Raw genomic sequence first — 22807 nt, forward strand, 5'->3', positions numbered from 1 at the left:
AACCCAAATCCCCGAATACCACTATCGGCCGTTTTTGCCTCATTGCCACATGACGGACGCATTGCAAACCTAGGATGGCCCTCATCTGCTTGATGAGGCCTGTCCATGAACCACTCGACTGCAACTGCCCTGACCAACCCCGGTGCGCCGATGAAAGTGCGTAGCGTGCAGAAACGCTTCGGCGCCTTCACCGCGTTGGATAACGTTTCCCTCGACGTCGAGGCGGGTGAGCTGGTGTGTCTGCTCGGTCCGTCGGGCTGTGGCAAAACCACCTTGTTGCGCTGCATCGCCGGCCTCGAGAAGCAGGACAGCGGCGAGTTGTACCTCGGCGATCGCGACGTTTCCCACCTGGCACCTCAGGCTCGGGACTACGGCATTCTCTTCCAGTCCTACGCCCTGTTCCCCAATCTCAGCGTCGAAGCGAACATTGCCTACGGCCTCGCGGGCAATGGTCGCGATGAAGTGCGCCAGCGTGTCGGTCAGATGCTGGAGCTGGTCGGCCTGACCGGTAGTGAAAAAAAATACCCCGGCCAATTGTCCGGCGGTCAGCAGCAGCGAGTCGCCCTGGCGCGAGCCTTGGCGCCGGCCCCTTCATTGTTGCTGCTGGACGAACCGATGTCGGCGCTTGACGCCCGGGTCCGCGAGCACCTGTGCACCGAACTGCGCCAATTGCAGCGCAACCTCGGCGTCACCACCCTGATGGTCACCCACAATCAGGATGAAGCCATGCTGATGGCCGACCGCATCGCCGTGATGAACAACGGCAAGGTCGAGCAGTACGCCACGCCGCAGGAAATCTACGACCGCCCGGCGACGCCGTTTGTGGCGGAGTTCGTCGGTCAGGGCAACTGGCTGCCGTTCAGCCGCAGCAGCGACAGCCATGCGCAGGTCGGCGGAATGAGCATGCGCCTGGCGGAGGGCAGTGCCAAAACCCCATCGGGCCGTCTGTTCTGCCGTCCCGAAGCGATCAACGTCAACCCGCCCGTGCATGAAGAAAACCTGTTCCCGGCCAAGGTTCGCGAAATCACTTTTCTCGGCAACCGCTGTCGCATGAGCTTCGAACTCGATCAACTGCCGGGCCATGCACTGCTGGCGGAACTGGCGCCGGAAGCCATGCCGCGTCTTGGCGCGCAGCAGATCATGGTCGCCTTGCCGCCGCGCAGCCTGCAGGTGTTTGCCTGATGAGCGTGAACGTCGCGCTGCCGATACCGCACAAGCAGGTTCGGCAGGCCTCCCGTGCCGAAATCGGCGATCGGCTGTTCGTGGTTGGCGGCAAGGTTCTGCTGCTGGTGTTGCTCGGCGTTGCGGTGTTGATGCCATTGCTGGCGATCTTCTGGCGCGGTTTCAGCTCTGAAGCCGGGCAGGGCGGTGGACTGATCGCCGCTCGCGAACTGCTGAGCAGCGCCAATTTCCACTGGCTACTGGGCAACAGCCTGAAAGTGTCTGTCAGCGTCGCGGCCATTGTCGTACCGCTGGCTTATCTGTTTGCCTACGCGCTGCAACGTACGTTGATTCCCGGTAAAGGCATCTGGCGCGGTATGTCGTTGTTGCCGCTGATGGCGCCGTCGATGCTGCCGGGGATTGCGCTGGTTTATCTGTTCGGCAATCAGGGCATGCTGCGCGGTTTGCTTTCGGACAATATCTACGGCTTCTGGGGCATTGTTCTGGGCGAGGTCATCTACACCTTCCCACACGCCTTGATGATTTTGCTGTCGGCGCTGTCCCTGGCGGATGCGCGATTGTTCGATGCGGCTTCCAGCATGGGCGCCAGTCCGGCGAAAGCTTTCCGTAGCATCACCTGGCCGGCGACCCGTCAGGCGGTGTTCGCGGCGTTCTGCCTCGTCTTCACCCTGACCATCACCGACTTCGGCGTGCCCGTGGTGGTCGGGGGTGACTATCAAGTGCTGGCGCTGGAAGCCTACAAAGCCGTGGTCGGCCAGCAGCAATTCGGTCGCGGCGCGTTGATTGGCATGGTTTTGCTGCTGCCGGCGCTGTTCAGCTTCGGCGTCGATGCCTGGCTGCGTCGGTGCCATGGCGATTCCATGAGCGGTCGGGCGCAAGTGTTTCAACCGGCTCCGTCGAAACTACGGGACGGTTGCTACCTGGCCATCGTGCTGCTGATCTGCGCAGTGTTGCTGCTGGTGTTCGGCATGGCGGTGTACTCATCGCTGGTGAAGTTCTGGCCATACAACCTGTCGCTGTCGCTCAACCATTATCAGTTCAACGACACGGCGGGCGGCGGCTGGCTGGCCTACGGCAACAGCGTGAAGATGGCGTTGTGTACGGCGTTGATCGGCAGTGTGCTGATCTTCACCGGTGCTTATCTGATGGAAAAAACCCGTGGCCAGCGCGGACTGAATCTGACCCTGCGCATGCTCAGTTTCGTACCGATGGCGGTGCCAGGTCTGGTGCTGGGGTTAGGTTACGTCTTCTTCTTCAACCTCAGCGGCAACCCGTTGCATGTGCTCTACGGGACCATGACCCTGCTGGTGGTTTGCACCATTGCTCACTATTTGACCACCGCACAAATGACCGCGACCACCGCGCTGCGTCAACTCGATGCCGAGTTCGAAGCCGCCGCGCTGTCGCTCAAAGCACCGCTGTACCGGCACTACCTGCGGGTCACCGTGCCGATCTGCCTGCCGGCATTGCTGGACATCGTGCGTTACCTGTTCGTCTCGGCCATGACCACCGTCTCGGCGGCAATCTTCCTCTACAGCCCCGACACCATCCTCGCGGCGGTGGCGGTGCTGAACATGGACGACGCCGGCAACGTCGGCGGCGCGGCGGCGATGTCGACCCTGATTCTGTTCACCTCGGCGGGCGTGTCCCTGCTGCTGGCCTGGGCTTCGCACGGTTTGTTGCGCCGCTCCCAGGCCTGGCGGCAGACCGCGCCCAGTCATTGATTTGTCCCCACCCCTCAACTCAAACAGGAAACGATCATGTTCAAGCCTTTGGCTCTGGCCGCTGCTGTCCTCACCGCTTTCAGCCTGAATGCCTTTGCGGCGAAAACCGAGTTGACGGTGTACACCGCCCTCGAAGCCGAACAACTGAAGACCTACAAAGAGGCTTTTGAAAAGGCCAACCCGGACGTCGAGATCAAGTGGGTGCGCGATTCCACCGGCATCATTACCGCCAAACTCCTGGCCGAAAAAGCCCGCCCACAGGCTGATGCGGTGTGGGGCCTGGCGGCGTCAAGCCTGGCGATTCTCGATCAGCAAGGCATGCTGCAAAGCTACGCACCGAAGGACTTGGGCAAGATCGGTGGCAACTACCGTGACGCGGCCAACCCACCGGCCTGGGTCGGCATGGACGTCTGGGCGGCGACCATTTGCTTCAACACCGTCGAGGCCGAAAAGCAGGGCTTAACCAAACCCGTAAGCTGGCAGGACCTGACCAAGCCTGAGTACAAAGGCAAGATCGTCATGCCCAACCCGGCCTCGTCCGGCACCGGTTTCCTCGACGTCAGCGCCTGGCTGCAAACCTTCGGCGAGAAGCAGGGCTGGCAATACATGGACGACCTGCACCAGAACATCGGCCAGTACGTTCACTCCGGTTCCAAGCCGTGCAAGCTTGCGGCCGCCGGTGAATTCCCGATCGGCATTTCCTTCGAATACCCGGCGGTTCAGTTGAAACGCCAGGGCGCGCCGCTGGACATCATCCTGCCGAAGGAAGGCCTGGGCTGGGAGATCGAAGCCACCGCCGTGATCAAAGGCACGCCCCACGAAGACGCGGCGAAGCAGCTGGCTGACTTCTCGGCGAGCCCGGCGGCGATGGAGCTTTATAAAGTGAACTTCGCCGTGCTCGCGCAACCGGGTATCGCCAAGCCGCAGACCGAACTGCCGGCGGATTATGAGCAGCGTCTGATCAAGAACGACTTTGCCTGGGCCTCGAAGAATCGCGACCAGATCCTCACCGAATGGCGCAAGCGCTATGACGGCAAGTCCGAGAAAGTGGCGGCCAAGTAAGATCTTCATCGGCTGACAGGGCCCCTTCGCGGGCAAGCCCGCTCCCACAATAGATCTCCAGCGGACACTAAATTTGTGAACGACACAGATCAAATGTGGGAGCGGGCTTGCTCGCGAAGGCGGCTTGGAATTCAGGACAAAACCCCATGACACAACACAGCGATATGCTAATCATCGGCGCCGGCATTCTCGGCCTGTCCCACGCCTATGCGGCGGCCAGACGCGGCCTCAAAGTCACCGTTTTCGAACGCACCGCCACACCTTTGGGCGCTTCGGTGCGCAACTTCGGCCAGGCCCTGGTCACCGGCCAGCCACCCGGCTCAATGCTTGAACTGGCCAAGGCCAGCCGCGACATCTGGGGCCAATGGGCCCAGTTCGCCGGTCTGCAACTCAAGCGCAACGGCTCATACCTGTTCGCCCGCACCGAAGCGGAAGAACTCCTGTTGGAAGCTTTCTGCGCCGGCCGCGCCATGGAGCATGGTTACCGCGTCGACCTGCTGCGCGGTGCGGCATTGCGTGATCTGTACGGCGGCCAGTTCAGTCATCACCGCGCTGCGTTGCACGGGATGGACGATCAGCAACTGTATTCCCGCGAAGCGATTCCGGCGTTGATCGACTACCTGCACCGCGAGTTAGGCGTCGAGTTCCACTTCTCTACGCTGGTGCGCGACATCGAGCCAGGGCGTTTGCACAGCACCGCCGGCACCTTCAGCGCCGAGCAGATCATCGTCTGCTCCGGCCACGATTATCAAACGCTGCTGGCCGAGCCGATTGCCGAACTGAATCCGCAAATCTGCCGCCTGCAAATGCTCCGCGCCCGACCGCAGATCAACCTCAACCTGCAACATGCGCTGCTCACCGGCCTGAGTTGCGTCCATTACGGCGCCTTTGCCGATCTGCCGGAAGCCGCAGCGGTGCAGGCGCAGATTCTGCACGACGCACCCCATTTGCATGAAAACGGCATTCACCTGCTGATCAGCCCGACGCCTTACGGTGAGTTGATCATTGGCGACTCCCACCATTACGGCAGCGATCCATCACCGTTCAATGCCGAGCAGGTGGACGACTGGATGATTGAACTGGCCGAGCAGACCTTGGGCTGCAAGGTGCAAGTTATCGAACGCTGGCAGGGTGTCTATGGTTCACGCGGACCGGGGCCGTTCTCCTTTTTGCGTCCGATGCCAGGCGTGAGCGTGGCGCTGATGCACACCGGCGTCGGCATGAGCGTCGGGCCGGCGATGGCCGAACGTAACGTTGCGACTTTATTGGGAGACAGTTGATGGACCGTCATCAGCAAGTGATCGCCGAGGTGTTCGGTCTGTATGAGCGTTTTGGCGACAACGATTACATCGGCGAACCGGTGTCGCAGATCGAGCACATGTCTCAGGCGGCGGAACTGGCGATGGCCGAGGGGTTCGATGATGAAGTGGTGCTGGCGGCGTTCTTTCATGACATCGGGCATCTCTGCGCCGAGGGTGCCGAGAGCATGGGTGGTTTTGGGATCGTCAGCCACGAGCGACTGGGGGCGGATTACTTGCGTCGCGCCGGCTTCAGCGAACGCCTGGCGCGGTTGGTGGAATACCACGTTCAGGCCAAGCGTTATCTCACGTTCAAAGAGCCTGGGTACGACGAGCGCTTGAGCGAAGCCAGTCGGCGGACGCTTGAGTATCAGGGCGGGGTGATGACGGCTGCTGAAGCTGAGGCGTTCGAGCAGGATCCGTTGTGTGCGGTCAATTTGCGGATGCGTCAGTGGGATGAGTTGGCCAAGCAGAGGTGGGTGCCGGTGATGGATCTGGGCATCTTGAAGGGAAAGGCGTTGCGGCTGCTCGTGGCCTAAGGCAGTGAGACCGAGGTGCGGCCTTCGCGAGCAAGCCCGCTCCCACATTTGATCTTCAGCGATTAGAGATTTTGTGTACGACGCAGATCCAATGTGGGAGCGGGCTTGCTCGCGAAGGGGCCCGCCTGAACAGCACATCACTCGGTTCTACAACTGTCGAGCCAACACCTCAACCTGCTCCTGCCGCTCCCCCTGACTCAACTTCGAATTCGGATTGAGCGACGACCACTGCGGATGGGCCCGCGCCTTGTTCAGCGCTTCGGACAGTTTGCCTTCGCGCCAGGTTTTGTCCTGCGGTGTGGCGACCTGAATACTGTCCATCGCCGCATGCCCACGCTGGTTCAGAGCCTGCAGCAATTGCCGCTGACGCAACGCCAACAACCGTAGCACGCCGTCGTCGACGGTCAGTTCTCGCTGCCCCTTTATCTTGCCCAGCAAACGGCTGCCGTAACTGCGGGCAGTTTGCAGGGCGCCACCGGCAATCGCTCCGGCCAGTGCCGCCGCGCCAAGGGTCAGGCCGCCCACCAGCAAGTCAACCCCGGCCCCGGCCGCCGCGCCGGCCGCGATGCCGCCGCCGACCCGCACACCGAGCTGCTTCAGGGTTTCCGGGTTGAACAGATCATCGCCCCAGCGGCCATCGAGCAACGGCAAGTCACTGGCCGCCGCATCCTGTGGGCGGAAGGCGTAGAGCTTGAGCAAGGCCTCGACGCAGCGTTGTTCACGCTGGCGCACCGCTTTGCGCAATTCGCTGATTGCTTGTTGTTCCTGCGCCGCTTCGCTGACCACACTGCGCCGGCAGGCGGCGCAATCGATCAATAAATCGGCAATCAGCCGCGCTGCACTTCGCTGACGGGCCAGGCGTTGGGCCTGCTGATCAGCGACCAAGCGCCCCAGTTGTTCGCGGCCGTTTTCCAGCAGCAGCGCGAGGCTTTCATAGAGTCGACGTTCGCCATCTTCTGGCGGCGCGACACTGTCGAAACGCACCAAAGCATGTAAGCCGAGACGCGCCAGAGCTTCACGCCAGTCAGGTTCGCGGTGCTGGGCGCTGCTGACAAAATTCAGCACCGGCAGCAGCGGTTTGCCGCAACTGGCCAGCACCTCCAGTTCGTCGCGGTACTTGGCCAGCACCGGCTCCCGGGCGTCGATCACATAGAGCCCGGCGTCCGAGGCGAGCAGTTGCCGCAGCACTTTGGCTTCCTGTTCGAAGCGCTGCCGGGCTTCGCTGCTCTCCAGAAAACGCGCCAATCGTGCCGGGCCATCGAGGCGTTCGCCGGGACGTTCCAGGCGCTCGAGGTAGTCGAGCAGGGCGATGGCGTCTTCCAGACCTGGCGTGTCGAACAGATCGAGTAACGGCTCGCCGTCCACCGACAAACGCGCGCCTTCGACGTGCCGCGTGGTGCTGGGGCGATGGGACACTTCGCCGAAGCCGACGTCGCGCGTCAGCGTTCGCAGCAACGAGGTTTTGCCGACATTGGTGTGGCCGACCACGGCGAGCTTCAACGGCTGTTTCCAGGCATCAGTCATGACCCGTCTCCAGCCAGTTCAACGGCGCGCAATCGGCGAAGGGCAGGTCCAGTTGTTTTAGCGCAACATGCCAGTCGCCCAGGCGTTCTGCATCCAGTGCTTCGCCGGGCGGCGCTTGCAGCAACCACACGCGGGTGGCGCTGGCGCTGCGGGCCAGTTCGGTGATCAGCGCCAAGCTGCCACGGTCTGGCGAACGCCGTGGATCGCAGGCGATGGCCAGACGGGCCGGGGGGAAACGACTCAGCTGTTCGAGCAGTTTGTGTCGGGATTCGCGGCTGTCGAGGACGCCGGCGTTGTTGACGTTTTTCGGCAACTGCGGCGGCCAGGGACGGTCATCCAGCTCAATGGCCACCAACAGCGCGCCATCGCTTTGCAGGTCGCTGGCAGCATTTTCAACCCGATGAAGTTGTTCTGGCGCGGCATCGCTGATGCCCAGGCGTTCACTGGTGGGCATCAGCCGTTCACGCAGTTGGGCGTAGCCGGGCAGGTTCAAATCCAGATGCAGGGCTGCTTGCCCGGTTTTCCAGCGCCACAGGCAGAACAATGCAAGCAGCAATCGCGGCAAAACGCCGTACACCAGCAGCACCCCCACCAGCCACGCCGCCCAGGCCTGGCGGGCGCTTTCAATGTTCAGCGCGGCATCGCCGCTGGCGCGGATCATCTCCACGCTGGGAACACTGAAACCGAGCAAGGCCGGCAAGGCGCCGAGGGCTTGGGTCATGGCGACGAAGGTGTCGCCGCCGAGAAGGGTGGTTTCCCAGACGAAGCCGTAGCGCCGGGTCGCCATCAGCGTCAGCACCATCACCAAAGCGCTGAGCATCACCAGCAACCAAAACCCGTTGACCAGCACACCCAGCGCCCAGCGATTGAGTTTCTGCCGTTGCAGCAACAGCAACAGAGCCGGTGCCAGTTGCGCGGCGTTGGCATCACGGGCGAGTTTTTCACTGAGCCACAGCCACAAGCGTCCAAGGGCAGCGCCTTGTTCACCGACGAACACCAAACCCAGGGCCCAACTCAACAATAGAATCAGATTCAGCCCGAGCAGACTGCCCAATGCCCAGAACACATTGACCGGGGACTGGCCGTCGCCCAGTGCGGCAAACGCCAGCCCGGCGCCGCTGATCACGGCGAGAACGGCCAGCACGATCAGCGCCAGTCGCGCGCCTTGCAGCCAATGTTTGAGGGCGTGGGTCTGCCCGTCGCGCTCGGCCAGCCACAGGGCGCGGCGTTGAATGCGCGTCGGCAGGTCGCCGCCGGCGCTTCGGGCGATTCGATTGGCTTCCAGATCGTCCAAGGGGCCTGCGTGTTCTTCACGCAGGCGCACGGTTTCGCTCAGCCAGAGGTTTTGCAGTGGGGTCAGTTCAGTCACGCGGCTTCCCGTCGCTTAATTGAGCGGTGAGCATAACCGCTGTGACGCTTATCGGGGTAAGGGAGGCTCTGGTATCCTCGCCGACATGACTAAATCACTCCCCCTCAGCCTGATCGCAGCCCTCGGTGAAAACCGTGTGATCGGCGTCGACAACAGCATGCCCTGGCACCTGCCGGGGGACTTCAAATACTTCAAGGCCACCACCCTTGGCAAACCGATCATCATGGGTCGCAAGACCTGGGATTCCCTCGGTCGTCCGCTGCCGGGCCGGTTGAACATCGTGGTCAGCCGTCAGGCGGATCTGCAGCTGGAAGGCGCGGAAGTTTATCCGTCGCTGGAGGCTGCCGTCGTTCGGGCGCAGCAATGGGCGAACGAGCAGGGCGTCGATGAGGTGATGCTGATTGGCGGGGCGCAGTTGTATGCGCAAGGGTTGGCACAGGCTGATCGGCTTTACCTGACCCGCGTGGCGCTGAGCCCGGAAGGGGATGCGTGGTTTCCGGAGTTTGATTTGAACCAGTGGAAACTGGTATCGAATGTTCCGAATCCGGCGGAAGGCGACAAGCCGGCTTACAGCTTTGAGGTTTGGGAAAAGGCCTGAAAGCTTCGCGAGCAAGCCCGCTCCCACATTGGATCTGGGGTGTTCACACGATGTGTGCTTCACCGCAGGACTAATGTGGGAGCGGGCTTGCTCGCGAAAGCGGTCTACCGGTCGTCGATCAAGCCTGAGCCAACGCCCCATGCTCATCCGCATCCAGCAGTGCTTTATCGGTCTGCTGCATGATCTGGCTGGTAATCGCCCCAGCGGTGATAGAACCACTCACGTTCAACGCCGTACGACCCATATCGATCAGCGGCTCAACCGAAATCAGCAACGCCACCAGCGACACCGGCAAACCCATGGCCGGCAGCACGATCAACGCGGCGAAGGTCGCGCCGCCACCCACCCCGGCCACACCGGCCGAACTCAGCGTCACAATCGCCACCAGCGTCGCGATCCACAGCGGGTCCAGCGGGTTGATGCCCACGGTCGGCGCGACCATCACCGCCAGCATTGCCGGATACAGACCGGCACAACCGTTCTGGCCAATGGTTGCGCCAAACGAAGCGGCGAAACTGGCGATGGACTGTGGAATCCCCAAACGGCTGGTCTGGGCTTCGATGCTCAGTGGAATGGTGGCGGCGCTGGAGCGGCTGGTGAAGGCAAACGTCAGCACCGGCCAGATCTTGCGGAAAAACCGTAGCGGGTTGATCCCGGCCGCCGACACCAGCAGGCCATGGACCACAAACATCAAGCCCAGGCCAATGTAGGACACCACCACGAAACTGCCGAGCTTGAGGATGTCTTGCAGATTGGAGCCAGCGACCACTTTGGTCATCAGCGCCAATACGCCGTACGGGGTCAGCTTCATCACCAGACGCACCAAACGCATCACCCAGGCCTGCAGGGTGTCGATGGCGTTGATCACTTTCTGACCTTTCTCGACATCATCCTTGAGCAGTTGCAACGCTGCGACCCCAAGGAACGCGGCGAAGATCACCACGCTGATGATCGAGGTCGGCTTGGCGCGGGCGAGGTCGGCGAACGGGTTCTGCGGGATGAACGACAGCAGCAGCTGCGGCACATTCAGGTCAGCGACCTTGCCCGCGTAATCACTCTGAATGGTTTGCAGGCGAGCCATTTCCTGGGTGCCGGCGACCAGGCCTTCGGCGGTGAGGCCGAACAGGTTGGTCAGGCCGATGCCGATCAACGCTGCGATAGCGGTGGTGAACAACAGCGTGCCGATAGTCAGAAAGCTGATTTTGCCCAGCGACGAAGCGTTGTGCAGGCGTGCCACGGCGCTGAGGATCGAGGCGAACACCAGCGGGATCACGATCATCTGCAGCAACTGCACGTAACCATTGCCCACCAGATCGAACCAACTGATCGAGGCTTTCAGTACCGGGTTGCCCGCACCATAAATCGTGTGCAGAGCGACACCCAATGCCACGCCCAGGACCAGCGCCAGCAGAACTTTTTTGGCCAGGCTCCAGGTGGTATGACGGGTTTGCGCCAGGCCAAAGAGCAAGGCGAGGAACACCAGCAGATTGAGGATCAGCGGCAGATTCATAGAAGCTCCATAGGCTTGTGCCAGCCACCTTCGTGTGTGACTGCGAACCAGCAAGCCTAACAGCTTGAAATGTAATGAATTAATATCAAAAACAGCGGTTGACTGTCGTTTTTGGAATAAGCCAGTGCCGCTGTGAGGAATGCAGTTGGCGGAATCAGGATGCAAGCGGTCGCGGGGAGGTGGGGACTGTCATACGGATTTGTTAGCGTCGATATCTTTGAATCAGGGAGAAACGCCGATGAAGCTCGCACCGAAATTTCTGGCTGTCGCACTGAGTTTGGGACTGGGCCTTGCCGGCCAGGTTTTCGCTACGGATTTGAAGCACTGGCCAGCCGATCAGGCCAAGGCGCTGGACGCAATGATCGCGGCCAATGCCAACAAGGGTAACTTTGCGGTGTTCGACATGGACAACACCAGTTATCGCTACGACCTTGAAGAATCGTTGCTGCCATTCATGGAAAACAAGGGCCTGATCACCCGCGAGAGCCTCGATCCCTCCCTGAAACTGATGCCGTTCAAGGACACTGCCGATCATAAGGAAAGCCTGTTCAGCTACTACTATCGCCTCTGCGAATTAGACGACATGGTTTGCTATCCATGGGTCGCCCAAGTGTTTTCCGGCTTCACGCTTCAGGAACTCAAGACCAACGTCGATGAGCTGATGGCGTCAGGGAAACCGGTGCCGAGTACTTATTACGACGGCGACGTGGTCAAGACCATTGACGTCAATCCGCCGAAAATCTTTACCGGTCAGAAAGAGCTCTACACCAAGCTGATGGAGAACGGTATCGAGGTCTACGTGATGACCGCCGCCTCCGAAGAACTGGTGCGCATGGTCGCCTCCGATCCTAAATACGGCTACAACGTCAAACCGCAGAACGTGATTGGCGTGAGCCTGTTGCTCAAGGACCGCAAGACCGGCGAGCTGACCACAGCACGCAAGCAAGTCACCGCGGGCAAGTATGACGAGAAGGCTAACCTGGGCCTCGAACTGACGCCGTACCTGTGGACTCCGGCAACCTGGATGGCCGGCAAGCAGGCGGCGATCCTGACCTACATCGATGAGTGGAAAAAACCGGTCCTGGTGGGTGGCGATACCCCGAGCAGCGATGGCTACATGCTGTTCCACAGTGTCGACGTGTCCAAGGGCGGCATCCATTTGTGGGTCAACCGCAAAGACAAATACATGAGCCAGATTAACGGCATGATGGCCAAAAACGCAGCAGCCCAGGCGAAAGAAGGGTTAGCGGTGACGGCGGACAAGAACTGGGTGATCGTCAAGCCGGAAGAGATTCAGTAAGACCGAGTCGCTACCAGACTCACTCTCAAAGGCAACATAGAACAAATGTGGGAGCGGGCTTGCTCGCGAAGAGGTCATAACATTCAACATCAATGTTGACTGTCAGACCGCCTTCGCGAGCAAGCCCGCTCCCACAGTTGCTTCGGGTTGCCTGCAATATTTGTGAATGGCAGTTGCCCGAGTTGTTCGCAAAAAAATGCCCCGCACTTGGCGGGGCATTTTTTTGTTCGACGGTTAAGTATTACAACCCGTCGAGCATCGCCTTGTTACGTACCGCACCCTTGTCGGCGCTGGTGGCCAACAGGGCGTAGGCTTTGAGTGCCGTGGTCACTTTACGTGGGCGCACTTCCACCGGTTTCCAGCCTTTCTTGTCCTGCTCGGCACGGCGCGCGGCCATTTCTTCATTGCTGATCAACAGGTTGATCGAGCGGTTCGGAATGTCGATCAGCACCTTGTCGCCATCCTGTACCAGACCAATCGCGCCGCCAGCAGCGGCTTCTGGCGAAGCGTGGCCGATGGACAGGCCCGAAGTGCCGCCAGAGAAGCGGCCGTCGGTGAGCAGGGCGCAGGCTTTGCCCAGGCCTTTGGATTTCAGGTAAGACGTCGGGTACAGCATTTCCTGCATGCCCGGGCCGCCTTTCGGGCCTTCGTAACGAATGATCACGATATCGCCGGCCTTCACTTCATCGGCGAGGATGCCGCGTACGGCGCTGTCCTGGCTTTCGAAGATCTTCGCGTTGCCTTCGAAGACGTGGATCGACTCGTCGACGCCGGCGGTTTTCACCACGCAGCCGTCCAGAGCGATGTTGCCGTACAGAACGGCCAGGCCGCCTTCTTTCGAGTAAGCGTGTTCGACACTGCGAATACAGCCGTTTTCACGGTCGTCGTCCAGGGTTTCCCAACGGGTCGACTGGCTGAACGCGGTTTGCGTCGGGATGCCTGCCGGGCCAGCCTTGAAGAAGTGATGCACGGCTTCGTCAGTGGTCTGGGTGATGTCCCACTTGGCGATGCCTTCAGCCAAGGACTTGCTGTGCACGGTCGGCAGGTCGGTGTGCAACAGACCGCCACGGGCCAGGGAGCCGAGGATGCTGAAGATCCCGCCGGCACGGTGCACGTCTTCCATGTGGTACTTCTGGATGTTCGGCGCGACTTTGCACAGTTGCGGCACATGGCGGGAGAGACGGTCGATGTCGCGCAGGTCGAAATCGATCTCGGCTTCCTGGGCCGCGGCCAGCAAGTGCAGGATGGTGTTGGTGGAACCGCCCATGGCGATGTCCAGGGTCATGGCGTTTTCGAACGCCTTGAAGTTGGCGATGTTGCGTGGCAACACCGACTCGTCGTTCTCGCCGTAGTAACGCTTGCACAGTTCGACGATGGTGCGGCCGGCCTGCAGGAACAGCTGTTCGCGGTCGCTGTGGGTGGCCAGGGTCGAACCGTTGCCCGGCAATGCCAGGCCCAAGGCTTCAACCAGGCAGTTCATCGAGTTGGCGGTGAACATACCGGAGCAGGAACCGCATGTCGGGCAAGCGCTACGCTCATACTCGGCAACTTTCTCGTCAGAGGCGCTGGAGTCGGCGGCGATCACCATGGCATCGACCAGGTCGAGACCGTGGCTGGCCAGTTTGGTCTTGCCGGCTTCCATCGGGCCGCCGGAGACGAAGATCACCGGGATGTTCAGGCGCAAGGAGGCCATCAGCATGCCAGGGGTGATCTTGTCGCAGTTGGAGATGCAGACGATGGCATCGGCGCAGTGGGCGTTGACCATGTATTCGACGGAGTCGGCAATGATCTCGCGGCTCGGCAGCGAATAAAGCATGCCGTCGTGGCCCATGGCGATGCCGTCGTCCACGGCGATGGTGTTGAATTCTTTGGCGACGCCGCCGGCCCGCTCGATTTCGCGAGCGACCAGTTGCCCCAGGTCCTTGAGGTGCACATGACCCGGTACGAACTGGGTAAAGGAGTTGGCAATGGCGATGATCGGCTTCTTGAAGTCGTCATCTTTCATCCCCGTGGCGCGCCACAGTGCGCGGGCACCGGCCATGTTGCGGCCGTGGGTGGATGTTTTCGAGCGGTAATCAGGCATGAAGCACTCCGGGCGGCTAATCAGGTATCAAAAGGGGAAGTGAGCTTCTATTGACGTCTGGAACACTCAGAAATGGCCGTGTGTCCGGAAGTTGCCGATAACTTTGCGGGATCGCCGCGCGCTTCAGCTTGAGCTCATAAACCCGCCGGGGGATGAATGGCGATGAATCTCGCGATTCTACACCGCTGGCGTCAGGAGGGAATGCCGGAAAGTGTTGATCCAGCGCCGATGAAGCGTGTGGGGTGACGATCGGCGGGGTTATTCGACGCTTGGGCTGGCTCTTGCGCTTTTGGCTCGTTGATTGATACGACGGTTGAGCGCCAGCGCCATGCTGCTCAGGATGACGAAGCTGTATCCAAGGGTGGCTTGCAGGTTGGCTGGCCCCAAGCTGATGAGCGCACTGATCAACCCGCCGCAGATGAAAATCACCGTGCTGCCGGCCGACGCCGAAGTTCCCGCAGTTTCAGGGAACAGGCTCATGGCTTTGGACGTGGCGGCCGGTCGGGCAATGGTGGTGCCGGCGGTGCAGATGAGCATCGGTACCAGGACGGTGACCGATGACAGTGCAACGTGATTTGAAAGGTAAAGCATGCTGAGACCGGCCAGCAGGATCAGGCTCAGCCCGCTGATGATCTGATGACGGGGACTGATGCGTTGGCCCAGCACAATCGCGGCCATGCCGCCGACGATGTAGGCGCCGCCGTATACCAGCAGGATCAGCGAGTAGTCATAGGCCGATAACTGGAGTTGGTCCATGAAGATCAGCGGCGAAATGACGATGAACGAAAAATGGCAGGCGAAAGCAAAGCCTGAAATCAACCAGTAGGGCAGGAAGTCGGCATCACGCAGGACCCGACGGTAGGACTGGAGGATATTGGGCCACCCGCGGGTTGCTGCCGGGCGGGTATTGTCGAGAAACAGCCAGGCGTTGAGCAGTACGCCGCCGGCCAATGCGGTAAACACCCAGAAACTGCCCTGCCAGCCCAGCGTGGCTTGCAGGAATGTACCGGCCAACGGCGAAACCGAAATGAAAATGCCGGTGGCAGTGACCATCAGGACCCGCAACCGGTCACGTTCCTCGCCTTCGAACAGATCCTGAATCAGTGCCTGTGACAGCACGAAACAGCCGCAGCCGAGCGCCTGAATGACACGCAGCAGCAGGAAGTGAACATAGTCCGTGGTCAGTACGCAGCCCACCGCACCCAGCATCGAAACGGTGATTCCGGCGAGCAACAGCCCTTTGCGTCCGATCACATCCGACAGCGGCCCGATCAGCAGTTGAGAGACCGCTATACCGACGGCAAACAAACTGATCGACAGCGCAATGTCGGCGGACGGGCTGCGAAAGTGTTCGGCGAGTGCAGGGAACGAGGGAAGCAGGACATCCAGCGGGAATACGCCAAGCAGCACCATCGCCAATAACAGGCTGACCGCCCCACGACGCTGTCTGGCGGTTGCCGCAGAAGGTCCTTCATCCATCGATAAGTCCTGCCTTCATGAACAGCTGCTGGTTGTAGGGCAGGGCGAAGAATCCGGCTTTTTTCAACGCATCGAGCGTCGCGCCACTGCCGGATCGGGCACGCTGAAGGGTGGCTTGGCGGCTGGTCAGCGCTCCGAGAATCTCTGTGACGGCGGTCTCGTCGACACCCGCGCTGTGCAGGCTTTCCCGCAACCATCGCTCATCGGCTTCGAAGAAGATCCGGATGCAGTCCAGCAGCAACCTGCTGGCGAACGTGCGTTGACGGCTGTTCAGGGTCAACCACAGGTAATGGAACACTTCAGCGAAATAGCGGCTGTGAAGCGCCTCGTCCGAGAGATGGTCCCTGAGCATTGCCTGGACGCTGGACACCAGATCGTCACGGCAGAGGTCGAGCAGCTCCTTGGCAATGATCGTCTCCGACACGAACCCGACAAGAAACCAGGCCAGTGCCCTGTTTTTTTCAGGTGTGCGCTCGAGCAAGGTGTTCAACTGCGTGATGCGGTGAGGCATGACCGGGCGCGGACTGATCCCGTAAACCCCGGCGACCTGCTCGGCAAGGTTATTGGAGAACAGGGCGTGATAACCCTCGTCTGTATAAAGCTGAAGTGCGGCGGTCTTCATCCGCGGGGAGACGTAGGCCTTCAGTTCACCGTGGATGATGGTTTCCACGGATCGGTTGACGATGCGGTGTTCGAGCAAGGTGGTGTAGTCGAGGAAATACACCAGATGATTGGCCGACAGCCGATGGATGACGGTTTGGCCCAGCGCTTCGATCGCAGGGTGCTTCAGATAAGCGAGGAAGGCCGGTGGAAACCAGTGGCGTGTTTCCAGTTGCTGTTCCAGGTCTGGCGGCAACAGATAGTCGTGCTCGCTGGTTCGCACCGAGGCGCGGGCATTCCAGTCGCCGAGGGTGAAACGAAGGGCCCAGGAAACGGGGCGCTCCGACGGCTCGATGATGGCATTCATTGCGCCAGCTCCTGGCTGCCGAGCAGCGCCTTCAATTCCTTGCACATCACCTGACCGTCGCTTTTGCCACAGCCGACAAAAAACAACGGTTGCTCCGCACTGTCTTCAAGTCCCAGCAAAGCCTCGACCTGATCATCTGCCAGCGCGCCCGTCAGCCAGGTGTTCAGCCCCAGCGCAGTAGCTACCAGCTGGAATGTCTGGGAAATATGCCCCGCCTCCACGAAGGCCATTCGGTAGGCTCGCGAGTGTTGATACTTCCACCACAGCTTGTCGAATCGACTGGTGATGAACAGGCCCACGGGCAGGTTATTGATGAAATGCTGCCCACACAGCAATTGCCCCAGTGACGAATCGAGTGCCGGGTTGACGAAACTCAGTGCGTGATCGACGGGATGATAGGCGTAGAACCCGGGTTCAAGACCGCTGACGTTTTGTGCATGAAGAAAGCCTTCGCAGGCATTCAGCCCGCCGCCGGACGGGCTGCTGCGTCGGGCACCGAGACCCTCGACGAGGCAATCGTCGATATCATTTGCGCGCTCATGTAAGTAGCCCAGGGACAGGTAAAGCAGTGTGCCAAGAGCTTCCAGTGAAATCGCTACATCCGTGAACGTGCGGCAGGTCTTGCGGCCGATCAGGACGTTGGCAAGCGAACCTTGCGGCAGGCAGGAAGGTTTTGGCAGGGCAATCAGCTTGCGTGCCTGGCATTCAGTGGGCCGGGTTCCCGGCGCGGGTGTGGCCAGTACTTCGCTGCAATGGTCCAGATAATGCCTCGACCATTCATCAATGTTCTGGGGGACATGTTCGCAGGGAATGTTCCTGGTACCGATATGGAATATCTTCGATAGTTCATCCCAACCCCATTCAATAGTGTCTTGTATTGAATGGGTCAATATTCCGGAGTTCAGAAGTTGAGCGTCTACTCTATTGCTGTCGTTATACAGCTTTGGGTTGTTGATAAGTTGTGCAAGCCTGGTTGAATATTCCAGGTCAAGTTCAAATTGTTTGTGGTTTTTGTAATCCCAGACTATTTGGCTGGGCGTGCGCGGAAGTATGAATAAATATGGATTTATCTGCATGATGGACAGTTCGCTCTGGATATAGCCATAGAAAACGCTGGGTAGCCGGCACTCCCCAGCGCTTCATTTACTTAGCGGGTTTTTGGCGCAACCAGAAAAGCCAGGTTCGCGATTTTGTTTGTTTCCAGAGTAATGGCTTTCATGTTTTTGACTCCTTGTCATTGATAGTGAGTGTCACTTCGCGGTGACAATTCAATCATAGGCGGTAATGAGCTCTTATCAAGGGGGTATTAGGTAGGAATATTCTAGTAATTTTGTCGGAGCGATCTGGCGGTTGGAACAAGTTTGTAAGTTATATTCTTTTAAATAAAAGATGCAGGGAAACGTCCTGCAAGTCAGTAGGACCGCAAGAGTAAGAAGCAGAGAAAGAAGAGGGAATATTGTGGCGTTGAAACGGCTGACGGAGAGCCTTTGGCTCCCCGTCAAACCGGCGTACTCAGCTGTTTGGCAGCAGACGGCAGGTGATGCTCTTGATGTAGCGGGTCTCGGCAATGGCTGGGTGTACCGGGTGATCCGGGCCCTGACCGCCGCGTTCCAGCATCTGGATGTTGCGATCCAGGTGACGGGCGCTGGTCAGCAGGATGTTCTGCAGATCGTCTTCCGGCAGGTGCATCGAGCACGACGCGCTGACCAGGATGCCGTCCTTGCTAAGCAGGCGCATGGCTTGCTCGTTCAGGCGACGGTAGGCGCCTTCACCGTTTTTCATGTCTTTCTTGCGTTTGATGAACGCAGGAGGGTCGGCCACGATGACGTCGAAACGCTCTTCGCTGGCTTTGAGCTCCTTCAGGGCTTCGAACACGTCGCCTTCGATGCAGGTCATTTTTTCGGCGACGCCATTCAGTGCAGCGTTGCGCTCGACGCCGTCGAGGGCGAAGGCCGAGGCGTCGACGCAGAATACTTCACTGGCGCCGAACGCCGCCGCTTGTACGCCCCAGCCACCGATGTAGCTGTACAGGTCTAGTACGCGCTTGCCTTTGGCATAAGGAGCCAGGCGCGCGCGGTTCATGCGGTGGTCGTAGAACCAGCCGGTTTTCTGCCCCTGGATGACCGGCGCTTCGAATTTCACGCCGTTCTCTTCCAGAGCGACCCATTCCGGCACCAGGCCGAACACGGTTTCGACGTAGCGGTTGAGGCCTTCGGCATCACGGGCAGCGGAGTCGTTCTTGAACAGAATGCCGCTTGGCTTGAGCACTTGGGTCAGTGCCGCGATCACGTCGTCTTTGTGAGCTTCCATGGTCGCCGAGGCAATCTGGACGACCAGGATGTCGCCGAAACGGTCGACCACCAGGCCTGGCAGCAGGTCGGAGTCACCGTAGACCAGGCGATAGAACGGCTTGTCGAACAGGCGATCGCGCAGGGACAGGGCAACGTTCAGGCGATGCACCAGCAGCGACTTGTCCAGCGGCAACTTGATGTCGCGCGACAGCAGGCGGGCGCAGATCAGGTTGTTCGGGCTCATGGCAACGATGCCCAGCGGCTTGCCGCTGGCGGCTTCGAGGATCGCCTGGTCGCCAGCTTTGAAACCGTGCAAAGGCGTAGCGGCTACATCGATTTCGTTGCTGTAAACCCACAAGTGGCCGTTTCGCAGGCGACGGTCGGCGTTGGCTTTAAGGCGCAGGCTAGGCAGGGACATGACGTCGCTCCGGAAAAAAGAGCGGGAGTATAGCGTGTTGAGATCCCGGATAGGCCGGCGAGTGGACATGTGGCGAGGGAGCTTGCTCCCGCTGGATGGCGAAGCCATCCCATAAGCGGTAGTTGCAGTGCACTCGGGCAAACCGCATTCGCTGGATTTGCGACTGCTTCGCAGCCGGACGGGAGCAAGCTCCCTCGCCACAGGAGGTTGCTTTGTACCCGGGAGAGGGCCTGAGCATTTGCTGATGAAACTTCAAGCGATGTGCCGGCCAAAGGTGTCAGATCCATCTTTTTAAGGGTTAGAATCCCCGCCTGACCCGGAGTGTGTACTTATGTCCCAAGCGTTGACGACCGAACAGATTCAACAGTCCCTGCAAGGCATCAGTGTGCCGCCCCAGCCGCAGATCATGGTGGATCTGCAGATGGAGCAGTACATGCCCGACCCGGATCTGGAAGTGATCGCGAAGCTGATCTCCCAGGACCCGGGCCTGTCCGGCGCCTTGCTGAAAATCGTCAACTCGCCGTACTACGGCTTGAGCCACAAGATCACCGCGATCCAGCGGGCAGTGAATCTGTTGGGCAGCCGCTCGATCATCAACCTGATCAATGCGCAGTCGATCAAGGGCGAGCTGAACGACGACGCGATCGTCACACTCAACCGTTTCTGGGACACGGCGCAGGACGTGGCGATGACGTGCCTGACGCTGGCCAAGCGTGTCGGTGTCCAGGCCGGCGATGAAGCCTATGCGCTGGGCCTGTTCCACGATTGCGGCATCCCGTTGATGATCAAGAAATTCCCCGACTACATGAAAGTGCTGGAACAGGCCTATGCCAATGCCAGCGCCGAATGCCGGGTGGTGGATACCGAAAACAGGCAATACAACACCAATCACGCCGTGGTCGGGTATTACACCGCCAAGTCCTGGCGCCTGCCGGAACATGTCACCCAGGCCATTGCCAACCATCACAACGCCCTGGCCATTTTCAGTGATGAATCGTCGCGCAACACACCGCTGAAAAACTTGCTGGCGATCCTGAAGATGGCCGAACACATTTGTGCCTCCTTCCGGGTACTGGGCAACCAGTCGGAAGACCATGAATGGAACAGTGTCGGGCCGCTTGTGCTCGATTACATCGGTCTATCGGAATACGATTTCGAAACCCAGAAACAAGAGATTCGCGACCTCGCCACGCGTTGAGTGTCGAACCTCGCCTGATTCGAGAGCCCCATGCCTGAACTGCCGGAAGTCGAAACCACCCGCCGCGGGATTGCACCGCACCTGGAAGGCCAGCGCGTCAGCCGGGTGATCGTGCGTGAGCGCCGTCTGCGCTGGCCGATCCCTGAAGACCTGGATGTTCGGCTGTCCGGCCAGCGCATCGTGTTGGTGGAACGACGCGCCAAGTACCTGCTGATCAACGCCGAAGTCGGCACGCTGATCAGTCATTTGGGGATGTCGGGCAATCTGCGGCTGGTGGAGGTCGGCCTGCCGGCAGCCAAACATGAGCATGTGGACATTGAACTGGAATCGGGCCTGGCCCTGCGCTACACCGACCCGCGACGGTTTGGCGCGATGCTCTGGAGCCTGGATCCGCTGAACCATGAACTGCTGATTCGACTCGGGCCGGAGCCGTTGACCGATCTGTTTGACGGCGAGCGGCTGTTCCAGCAATCCCGCGGGCGTTCCATGGCGGTCAAACCGTTCATCATGGACAACGCGGTGGTGGTCGGTGTCGGCAATATCTACGCGACAGAAGCATTGTTTGCGGCGGGCATCGACCCGCGCCGTGAAGCCAGGAGCATTTCCCGGGCGCGTTATTTGAAGCTGGGGATCGAGATCAAGCGCATCCTTGCCCATGCCATCGAACGTGGAGGCACCACGTTGCGGGACTTTATCGGTGGCGACGGTCAACCGGGTTACTTTCAGCAGGAACTGTTCGTGTACGGCCGTGGTGGTGAACACTGCAAGGTCTGTGGCACAGGGCTGCGGGAAGTCAAGCTTGGGCAGCGCGCCAGCGTCTTTTGTCCGCGCTGTCAGAGCTGATACCGGCTACGGTCTATAGTCAGTGTTCTCACTGCCAAGCCGAAGGACCGTGCCATGAATCTGTTTCGAACCCTTGTTGTTGCGCTGCTGCTGAGCGTCGGTGCGTCCGCGCTGGCGGCTGAGAACGGCAGCGGCGATCCGCGTTACACCATCCAGAACCCACCGGCCTACGCCATGCTTGGCGATTTACTGATTGCCCGACCGTTATTGGTGGCGGCGACGGTGATCGGTGCCGGGGCGTTTGTGCTGTCGTTGCCGTTTACCGTGCTGGGTGGCGGCATTGGCGATGCGGGGCAGGCGCTGGTGGTCGATCCGGCGAAAGCCGCATTTGTGCGGTGTCTGGGGTGTATCGGGGAGGGGTTTGAGCAGCGGGAATGAGGCAGTTAAGTTTTCGGTGCTGCTGATGACGCCTTCGCGAGCAAGTCGAATCGTCGCACCGCCGCTCCCACATGGGATTTGTGAACGACGCAGATTCAATGTGGGAGCGGGCTTGCTCGCGAAGAGGCCCGGGAAGACAACACAAAACGGTCAGACTCAAGCCTTACCGGTAATCTTGCGGTACTTCTCCATCAACTGTTCTTCAGTCTCCGGATGAGCCTCGTCCAGCGGGATGCAATCCACCGGGCAGACCTGCTGGCACTGCGGTTCGTCATAGTGGCCGACACATTGTGTGCACAGGTTCGGGTCGATCACGTAGATCTCTTCGCCCTGGGAGATGGCGGCGTTCGGGCACTCAGGTTCGCAGACGTCGCAGTTGATGCAATCGTCGGTGATGATCAGGGACATGCTAACTCCAGCCAGGGCGACAGGCCCGGGCGCAATAAATCAATGCGCACAATTGTGCCGCATTGGCGCCCGCAGTGCACGCGGGCGCGATCAAGTGCAGCGATCGAAGATTGCGGCAGCCGTAAAAGGTCGCAGCCTTCGGCAGCTCCTACTTTTTAAAGCGCAGGGTGAGGGCGTCGGCCACCGCCGGGTGGACGAACTTGGTGATATCGCCGCCCAAGGCTGCGATTTCACGAACCAGCGTCGAGGAAATGAACGAATAACGCTCGGACGGCGTAAGAAACAGGCTTTCCACATCCGGCGCCAATTGACGGTTCATGTTGGCCAGCTGGAATTCGTATTCGAAGTCCGATACCGCGCGCAAACCACGCAGGAATACGTTGGCGTTCTTCTCTTTGGCGAAGTGCGCGAGCAGCGTCGAGAAACCGACGACTTCAACGTTCGGCAAATGTTTGGTGACCTCGCGAGCCAGCTCCACACGTTGTTCCAGGGGAAACAGCGGGTTTTTTTTCGGGCTGGCGGCGACGGCGATGATCACATGATCGAACAGGCGCGAGGCGCGTTCGACCAGATCGCCATGGCCCTTGGTAATAGGGTCGAAGGTACCTGGGTACAACACTCGGTTCATCGCGTCGT

20 protein-coding genes are annotated in these 22807 nt (G+C 60.0%); 10 read left to right on the forward strand and 10 right to left on the reverse strand.

All coding sequences use genetic code 11. The annotated features are described in order from the left end of the window. Positions 1-105: 105 nt before the first annotated feature. The 5 genes from ABH909_RS05280 (at position 106) to ABH909_RS05300 (ending at position 5805) form a co-directional block, all read left to right on the forward strand. A complete protein-coding gene (locus tag ABH909_RS05280) occupies positions 106-1182 on the forward strand; it encodes a putative 2-aminoethylphosphonate ABC transporter ATP-binding protein (protein ID WP_429431030.1) in 1077 nt (358 codons plus the stop codon). Then, complete coding sequence (locus tag ABH909_RS05285; RefSeq protein WP_429431032.1) at positions 1182-2906, forward strand: putative 2-aminoethylphosphonate ABC transporter permease subunit; 1725 nt, start codon at positions 1182-1184, stop codon at positions 2904-2906. Before ABH909_RS05280 ends, ABH909_RS05285 begins: the two co-directional genes overlap by 1 nt. Positions 2907-2942: 36 nt before the next feature. Then, on the forward strand, positions 2943-3968 hold the full coding sequence (locus ABH909_RS05290; RefSeq protein WP_429431034.1) for a putative 2-aminoethylphosphonate ABC transporter substrate-binding protein: 1026 nt from the start codon (positions 2943-2945) through the stop codon (positions 3966-3968). Positions 3969-4114: 146 nt separating this feature from the next. Then, a complete protein-coding gene (locus ABH909_RS05295) occupies positions 4115-5248 on the forward strand; it encodes a TIGR03364 family FAD-dependent oxidoreductase (protein WP_429431036.1) in 1134 nt (377 codons plus the stop codon). Beyond that, positions 5248-5805 carry a phosphonate degradation HD-domain oxygenase gene (locus ABH909_RS05300; protein WP_429431038.1) on the forward strand — a complete coding sequence of 186 codons (558 nt, stop codon included), beginning with the start codon at positions 5248-5250 and terminating at the stop codon, positions 5803-5805. Before ABH909_RS05295 ends, ABH909_RS05300 begins: the two co-directional genes overlap by 1 nt. A 147-nt stretch (positions 5806-5952) precedes the next feature. Here ABH909_RS05300 and ABH909_RS05305 read toward each other — a convergent pair whose 3' ends face one another. Then, positions 5953-7329, reverse strand: a complete 1377-nt coding sequence (locus tag ABH909_RS05305; RefSeq protein WP_429431040.1) for a GTPase/DUF3482 domain-containing protein — start codon at positions 7327-7329, stop codon at positions 5953-5955. Further along, entirely contained in the window at positions 7322-8698 is a 1377-nt protein-coding gene (locus ABH909_RS05310) for a DUF2868 domain-containing protein (protein ID WP_429431042.1), read from the reverse strand. Before ABH909_RS05310 ends, ABH909_RS05305 begins: the two co-directional genes overlap by 8 nt. A gap of 85 nt (positions 8699-8783) precedes the next feature. Here ABH909_RS05310 and ABH909_RS05315 point away from each other — a divergent pair, with 85 nt between their 5' ends. Beyond that, on the forward strand, positions 8784-9296 hold the full coding sequence (locus ABH909_RS05315; protein ID WP_429431044.1) for a dihydrofolate reductase: 513 nt from the start codon (positions 8784-8786) through the stop codon (positions 9294-9296). A gap of 118 nt (positions 9297-9414) precedes the next feature. On the opposite strand, the gene ABH909_RS05320 is transcribed toward ABH909_RS05315, so the two are convergent. Continuing rightward, a complete protein-coding gene (locus ABH909_RS05320) occupies positions 9415-10806 on the reverse strand; it encodes an L-cystine transporter (RefSeq protein WP_429431046.1) in 1392 nt (463 codons plus the stop codon). 238 nt (positions 10807-11044) lie between these two features. Between ABH909_RS05320 and ABH909_RS05325 the strand changes: the two genes are divergently transcribed. Then, entirely contained in the window at positions 11045-12106 is a 1062-nt protein-coding gene (locus ABH909_RS05325; protein ID WP_429431047.1) for a haloacid dehalogenase-like hydrolase, read from the forward strand. A gap of 241 nt (positions 12107-12347) precedes the next feature. On the opposite strand, the gene ilvD is transcribed toward ABH909_RS05325, so the two are convergent. The 5 genes from ilvD to ABH909_RS05350 form a co-directional block, all read right to left on the reverse strand. Beyond that, complete coding sequence (gene ilvD, locus ABH909_RS05330) at positions 12348-14189, reverse strand: dihydroxy-acid dehydratase (RefSeq protein WP_429431049.1); 1842 nt, start codon at positions 14187-14189, stop codon at positions 12348-12350. Positions 14190-14447: 258 nt separating this feature from the next. Beyond that, positions 14448-15668 carry a multidrug effflux MFS transporter gene (locus tag ABH909_RS05335; protein ID WP_429431051.1) on the reverse strand — a complete coding sequence of 407 codons (1221 nt, stop codon included), beginning with the start codon at positions 15666-15668 and terminating at the stop codon, positions 14448-14450. Continuing rightward, positions 15661-16635 carry a diiron oxygenase gene (locus ABH909_RS05340; RefSeq protein WP_429431053.1) on the reverse strand — a complete coding sequence of 325 codons (975 nt, stop codon included), beginning with the start codon at positions 16633-16635 and terminating at the stop codon, positions 15661-15663. Before ABH909_RS05340 ends, ABH909_RS05335 begins: the two co-directional genes overlap by 8 nt. Beyond that, positions 16632-17711, reverse strand: coding sequence for a SagB family peptide dehydrogenase (locus ABH909_RS05345; protein ID WP_429431055.1), 1080 nt, complete (start codon positions 17709-17711; stop codon positions 16632-16634). The genes ABH909_RS05340 and ABH909_RS05345 overlap by 4 nt, the downstream gene beginning before the upstream one ends. Positions 17712-18147: 436 nt before the next feature. After that, on the reverse strand, positions 18148-19344 hold the full coding sequence (locus ABH909_RS05350; protein ID WP_007897847.1) for a class I SAM-dependent rRNA methyltransferase: 1197 nt from the start codon (positions 19342-19344) through the stop codon (positions 18148-18150). Between the two features lie 385 nt (positions 19345-19729). Here ABH909_RS05350 and ABH909_RS05355 point away from each other — a divergent pair, with 385 nt between their 5' ends. The 3 genes from ABH909_RS05355 to ABH909_RS05365 are packed head-to-tail and all read left to right on the forward strand — an operon-like array spanning position 19730 to position 21763. Then, positions 19730-20542 (forward strand): HDOD domain-containing protein, encoded by an 813-nt coding sequence (locus ABH909_RS05355; RefSeq protein ID WP_429439755.1) that lies wholly within the window; start codon positions 19730-19732, stop codon positions 20540-20542. A gap of 30 nt (positions 20543-20572) precedes the next feature. Then, the gene (gene mutM / locus ABH909_RS05360; protein WP_429431057.1) at positions 20573-21385 is read left to right on the forward strand and encodes a bifunctional DNA-formamidopyrimidine glycosylase/DNA-(apurinic or apyrimidinic site) lyase; all 813 of its coding nucleotides are present in this window, start codon (positions 20573-20575) and stop codon (positions 21383-21385) included. 54 nt (positions 21386-21439) lie between these two features. Further along, positions 21440-21763 carry a multidrug transporter gene (locus ABH909_RS05365; protein WP_429431059.1) on the forward strand — a complete coding sequence of 108 codons (324 nt, stop codon included), beginning with the start codon at positions 21440-21442 and terminating at the stop codon, positions 21761-21763. Between the two features lie 156 nt (positions 21764-21919). Here the strand turns inward: ABH909_RS05365 and ABH909_RS05370 are convergent, their stop codons facing one another. Next, positions 21920-22171 carry a YfhL family 4Fe-4S dicluster ferredoxin gene (locus ABH909_RS05370; RefSeq protein WP_003195146.1) on the reverse strand — a complete coding sequence of 84 codons (252 nt, stop codon included), beginning with the start codon at positions 22169-22171 and terminating at the stop codon, positions 21920-21922. Between the two features lie 148 nt (positions 22172-22319). Further along, complete coding sequence (gene coaD, locus ABH909_RS05375) at positions 22320-22799, reverse strand: pantetheine-phosphate adenylyltransferase (protein WP_007897855.1); 480 nt, start codon at positions 22797-22799, stop codon at positions 22320-22322. Between the last annotated feature and the right edge of the window lie 8 nt (positions 22800-22807).

The organism is Pseudomonas sp. BS3782 TE3695, assembly GCF_050435305.1.
In the GTDB taxonomy this organism is placed as follows: domain Bacteria; phylum Pseudomonadota; class Gammaproteobacteria; order Pseudomonadales; family Pseudomonadaceae; genus Aquipseudomonas.

Excerpts from the sequence above, each read along its gene's own strand:
- ABH909_RS05280 (WP_429431030.1), top strand. The coding sequence starts at position 106 with ATGAACCACTCGACTGCAACTGCCCTGACCAACCCCGGTGCGCCGATG.
- ABH909_RS05285 (WP_429431032.1), top strand. The coding sequence starts at position 1,182 with ATGAGCGTGAACGTCGCGCTGCCGATACCGCACAAGCAGGTTCGGCAG.
- ABH909_RS05290 (WP_429431034.1), top strand. The coding sequence starts at position 2,943 with ATGTTCAAGCCTTTGGCTCTGGCCGCTGCTGTCCTCACCGCTTTCAGC.
- ABH909_RS05295 (WP_429431036.1), top strand. The coding sequence starts at position 4,115 with ATGACACAACACAGCGATATGCTAATCATCGGCGCCGGCATTCTCGGC.
- ABH909_RS05300 (WP_429431038.1), top strand. The coding sequence starts at position 5,248 with ATGGACCGTCATCAGCAAGTGATCGCCGAGGTGTTCGGTCTGTATGAG.
- ABH909_RS05305 (WP_429431040.1), bottom strand. The coding sequence starts at position 7,329 with ATGACTGATGCCTGGAAACAGCCGTTGAAGCTCGCCGTGGTCGGCCAC.
- ABH909_RS05315 (WP_429431044.1), top strand. The coding sequence starts at position 8,784 with ATGACTAAATCACTCCCCCTCAGCCTGATCGCAGCCCTCGGTGAAAAC.
- ABH909_RS05320 (WP_429431046.1), bottom strand. The coding sequence starts at position 10,806 with ATGAATCTGCCGCTGATCCTCAATCTGCTGGTGTTCCTCGCCTTGCTC.
- ABH909_RS05325 (WP_429431047.1), top strand. The coding sequence starts at position 11,045 with ATGAAGCTCGCACCGAAATTTCTGGCTGTCGCACTGAGTTTGGGACTG.
- ilvD (WP_429431049.1), bottom strand. The coding sequence starts at position 14,189 with ATGCCTGATTACCGCTCGAAAACATCCACCCACGGCCGCAACATGGCC.
- ABH909_RS05335 (WP_429431051.1), bottom strand. The coding sequence starts at position 15,668 with ATGGATGAAGGACCTTCTGCGGCAACCGCCAGACAGCGTCGTGGGGCG.
- ABH909_RS05340 (WP_429431053.1), bottom strand. The coding sequence starts at position 16,635 with ATGAATGCCATCATCGAGCCGTCGGAGCGCCCCGTTTCCTGGGCCCTT.
- ABH909_RS05345 (WP_429431055.1), bottom strand. The coding sequence starts at position 17,711 with ATGCAGATAAATCCATATTTATTCATACTTCCGCGCACGCCCAGCCAA.
- ABH909_RS05350 (WP_007897847.1), bottom strand. The coding sequence starts at position 19,344 with ATGTCCCTGCCTAGCCTGCGCCTTAAAGCCAACGCCGACCGTCGCCTG.
- mutM (WP_429431057.1), top strand. The coding sequence starts at position 20,573 with ATGCCTGAACTGCCGGAAGTCGAAACCACCCGCCGCGGGATTGCACCG.
- ABH909_RS05365 (WP_429431059.1), top strand. The coding sequence starts at position 21,440 with ATGAATCTGTTTCGAACCCTTGTTGTTGCGCTGCTGCTGAGCGTCGGT.
- ABH909_RS05370 (WP_003195146.1), bottom strand. The coding sequence starts at position 22,171 with ATGTCCCTGATCATCACCGACGATTGCATCAACTGCGACGTCTGCGAA.
- coaD (WP_007897855.1), bottom strand. The coding sequence starts at position 22,799 with ATGAACCGAGTGTTGTACCCAGGTACCTTCGACCCTATTACCAAGGGC.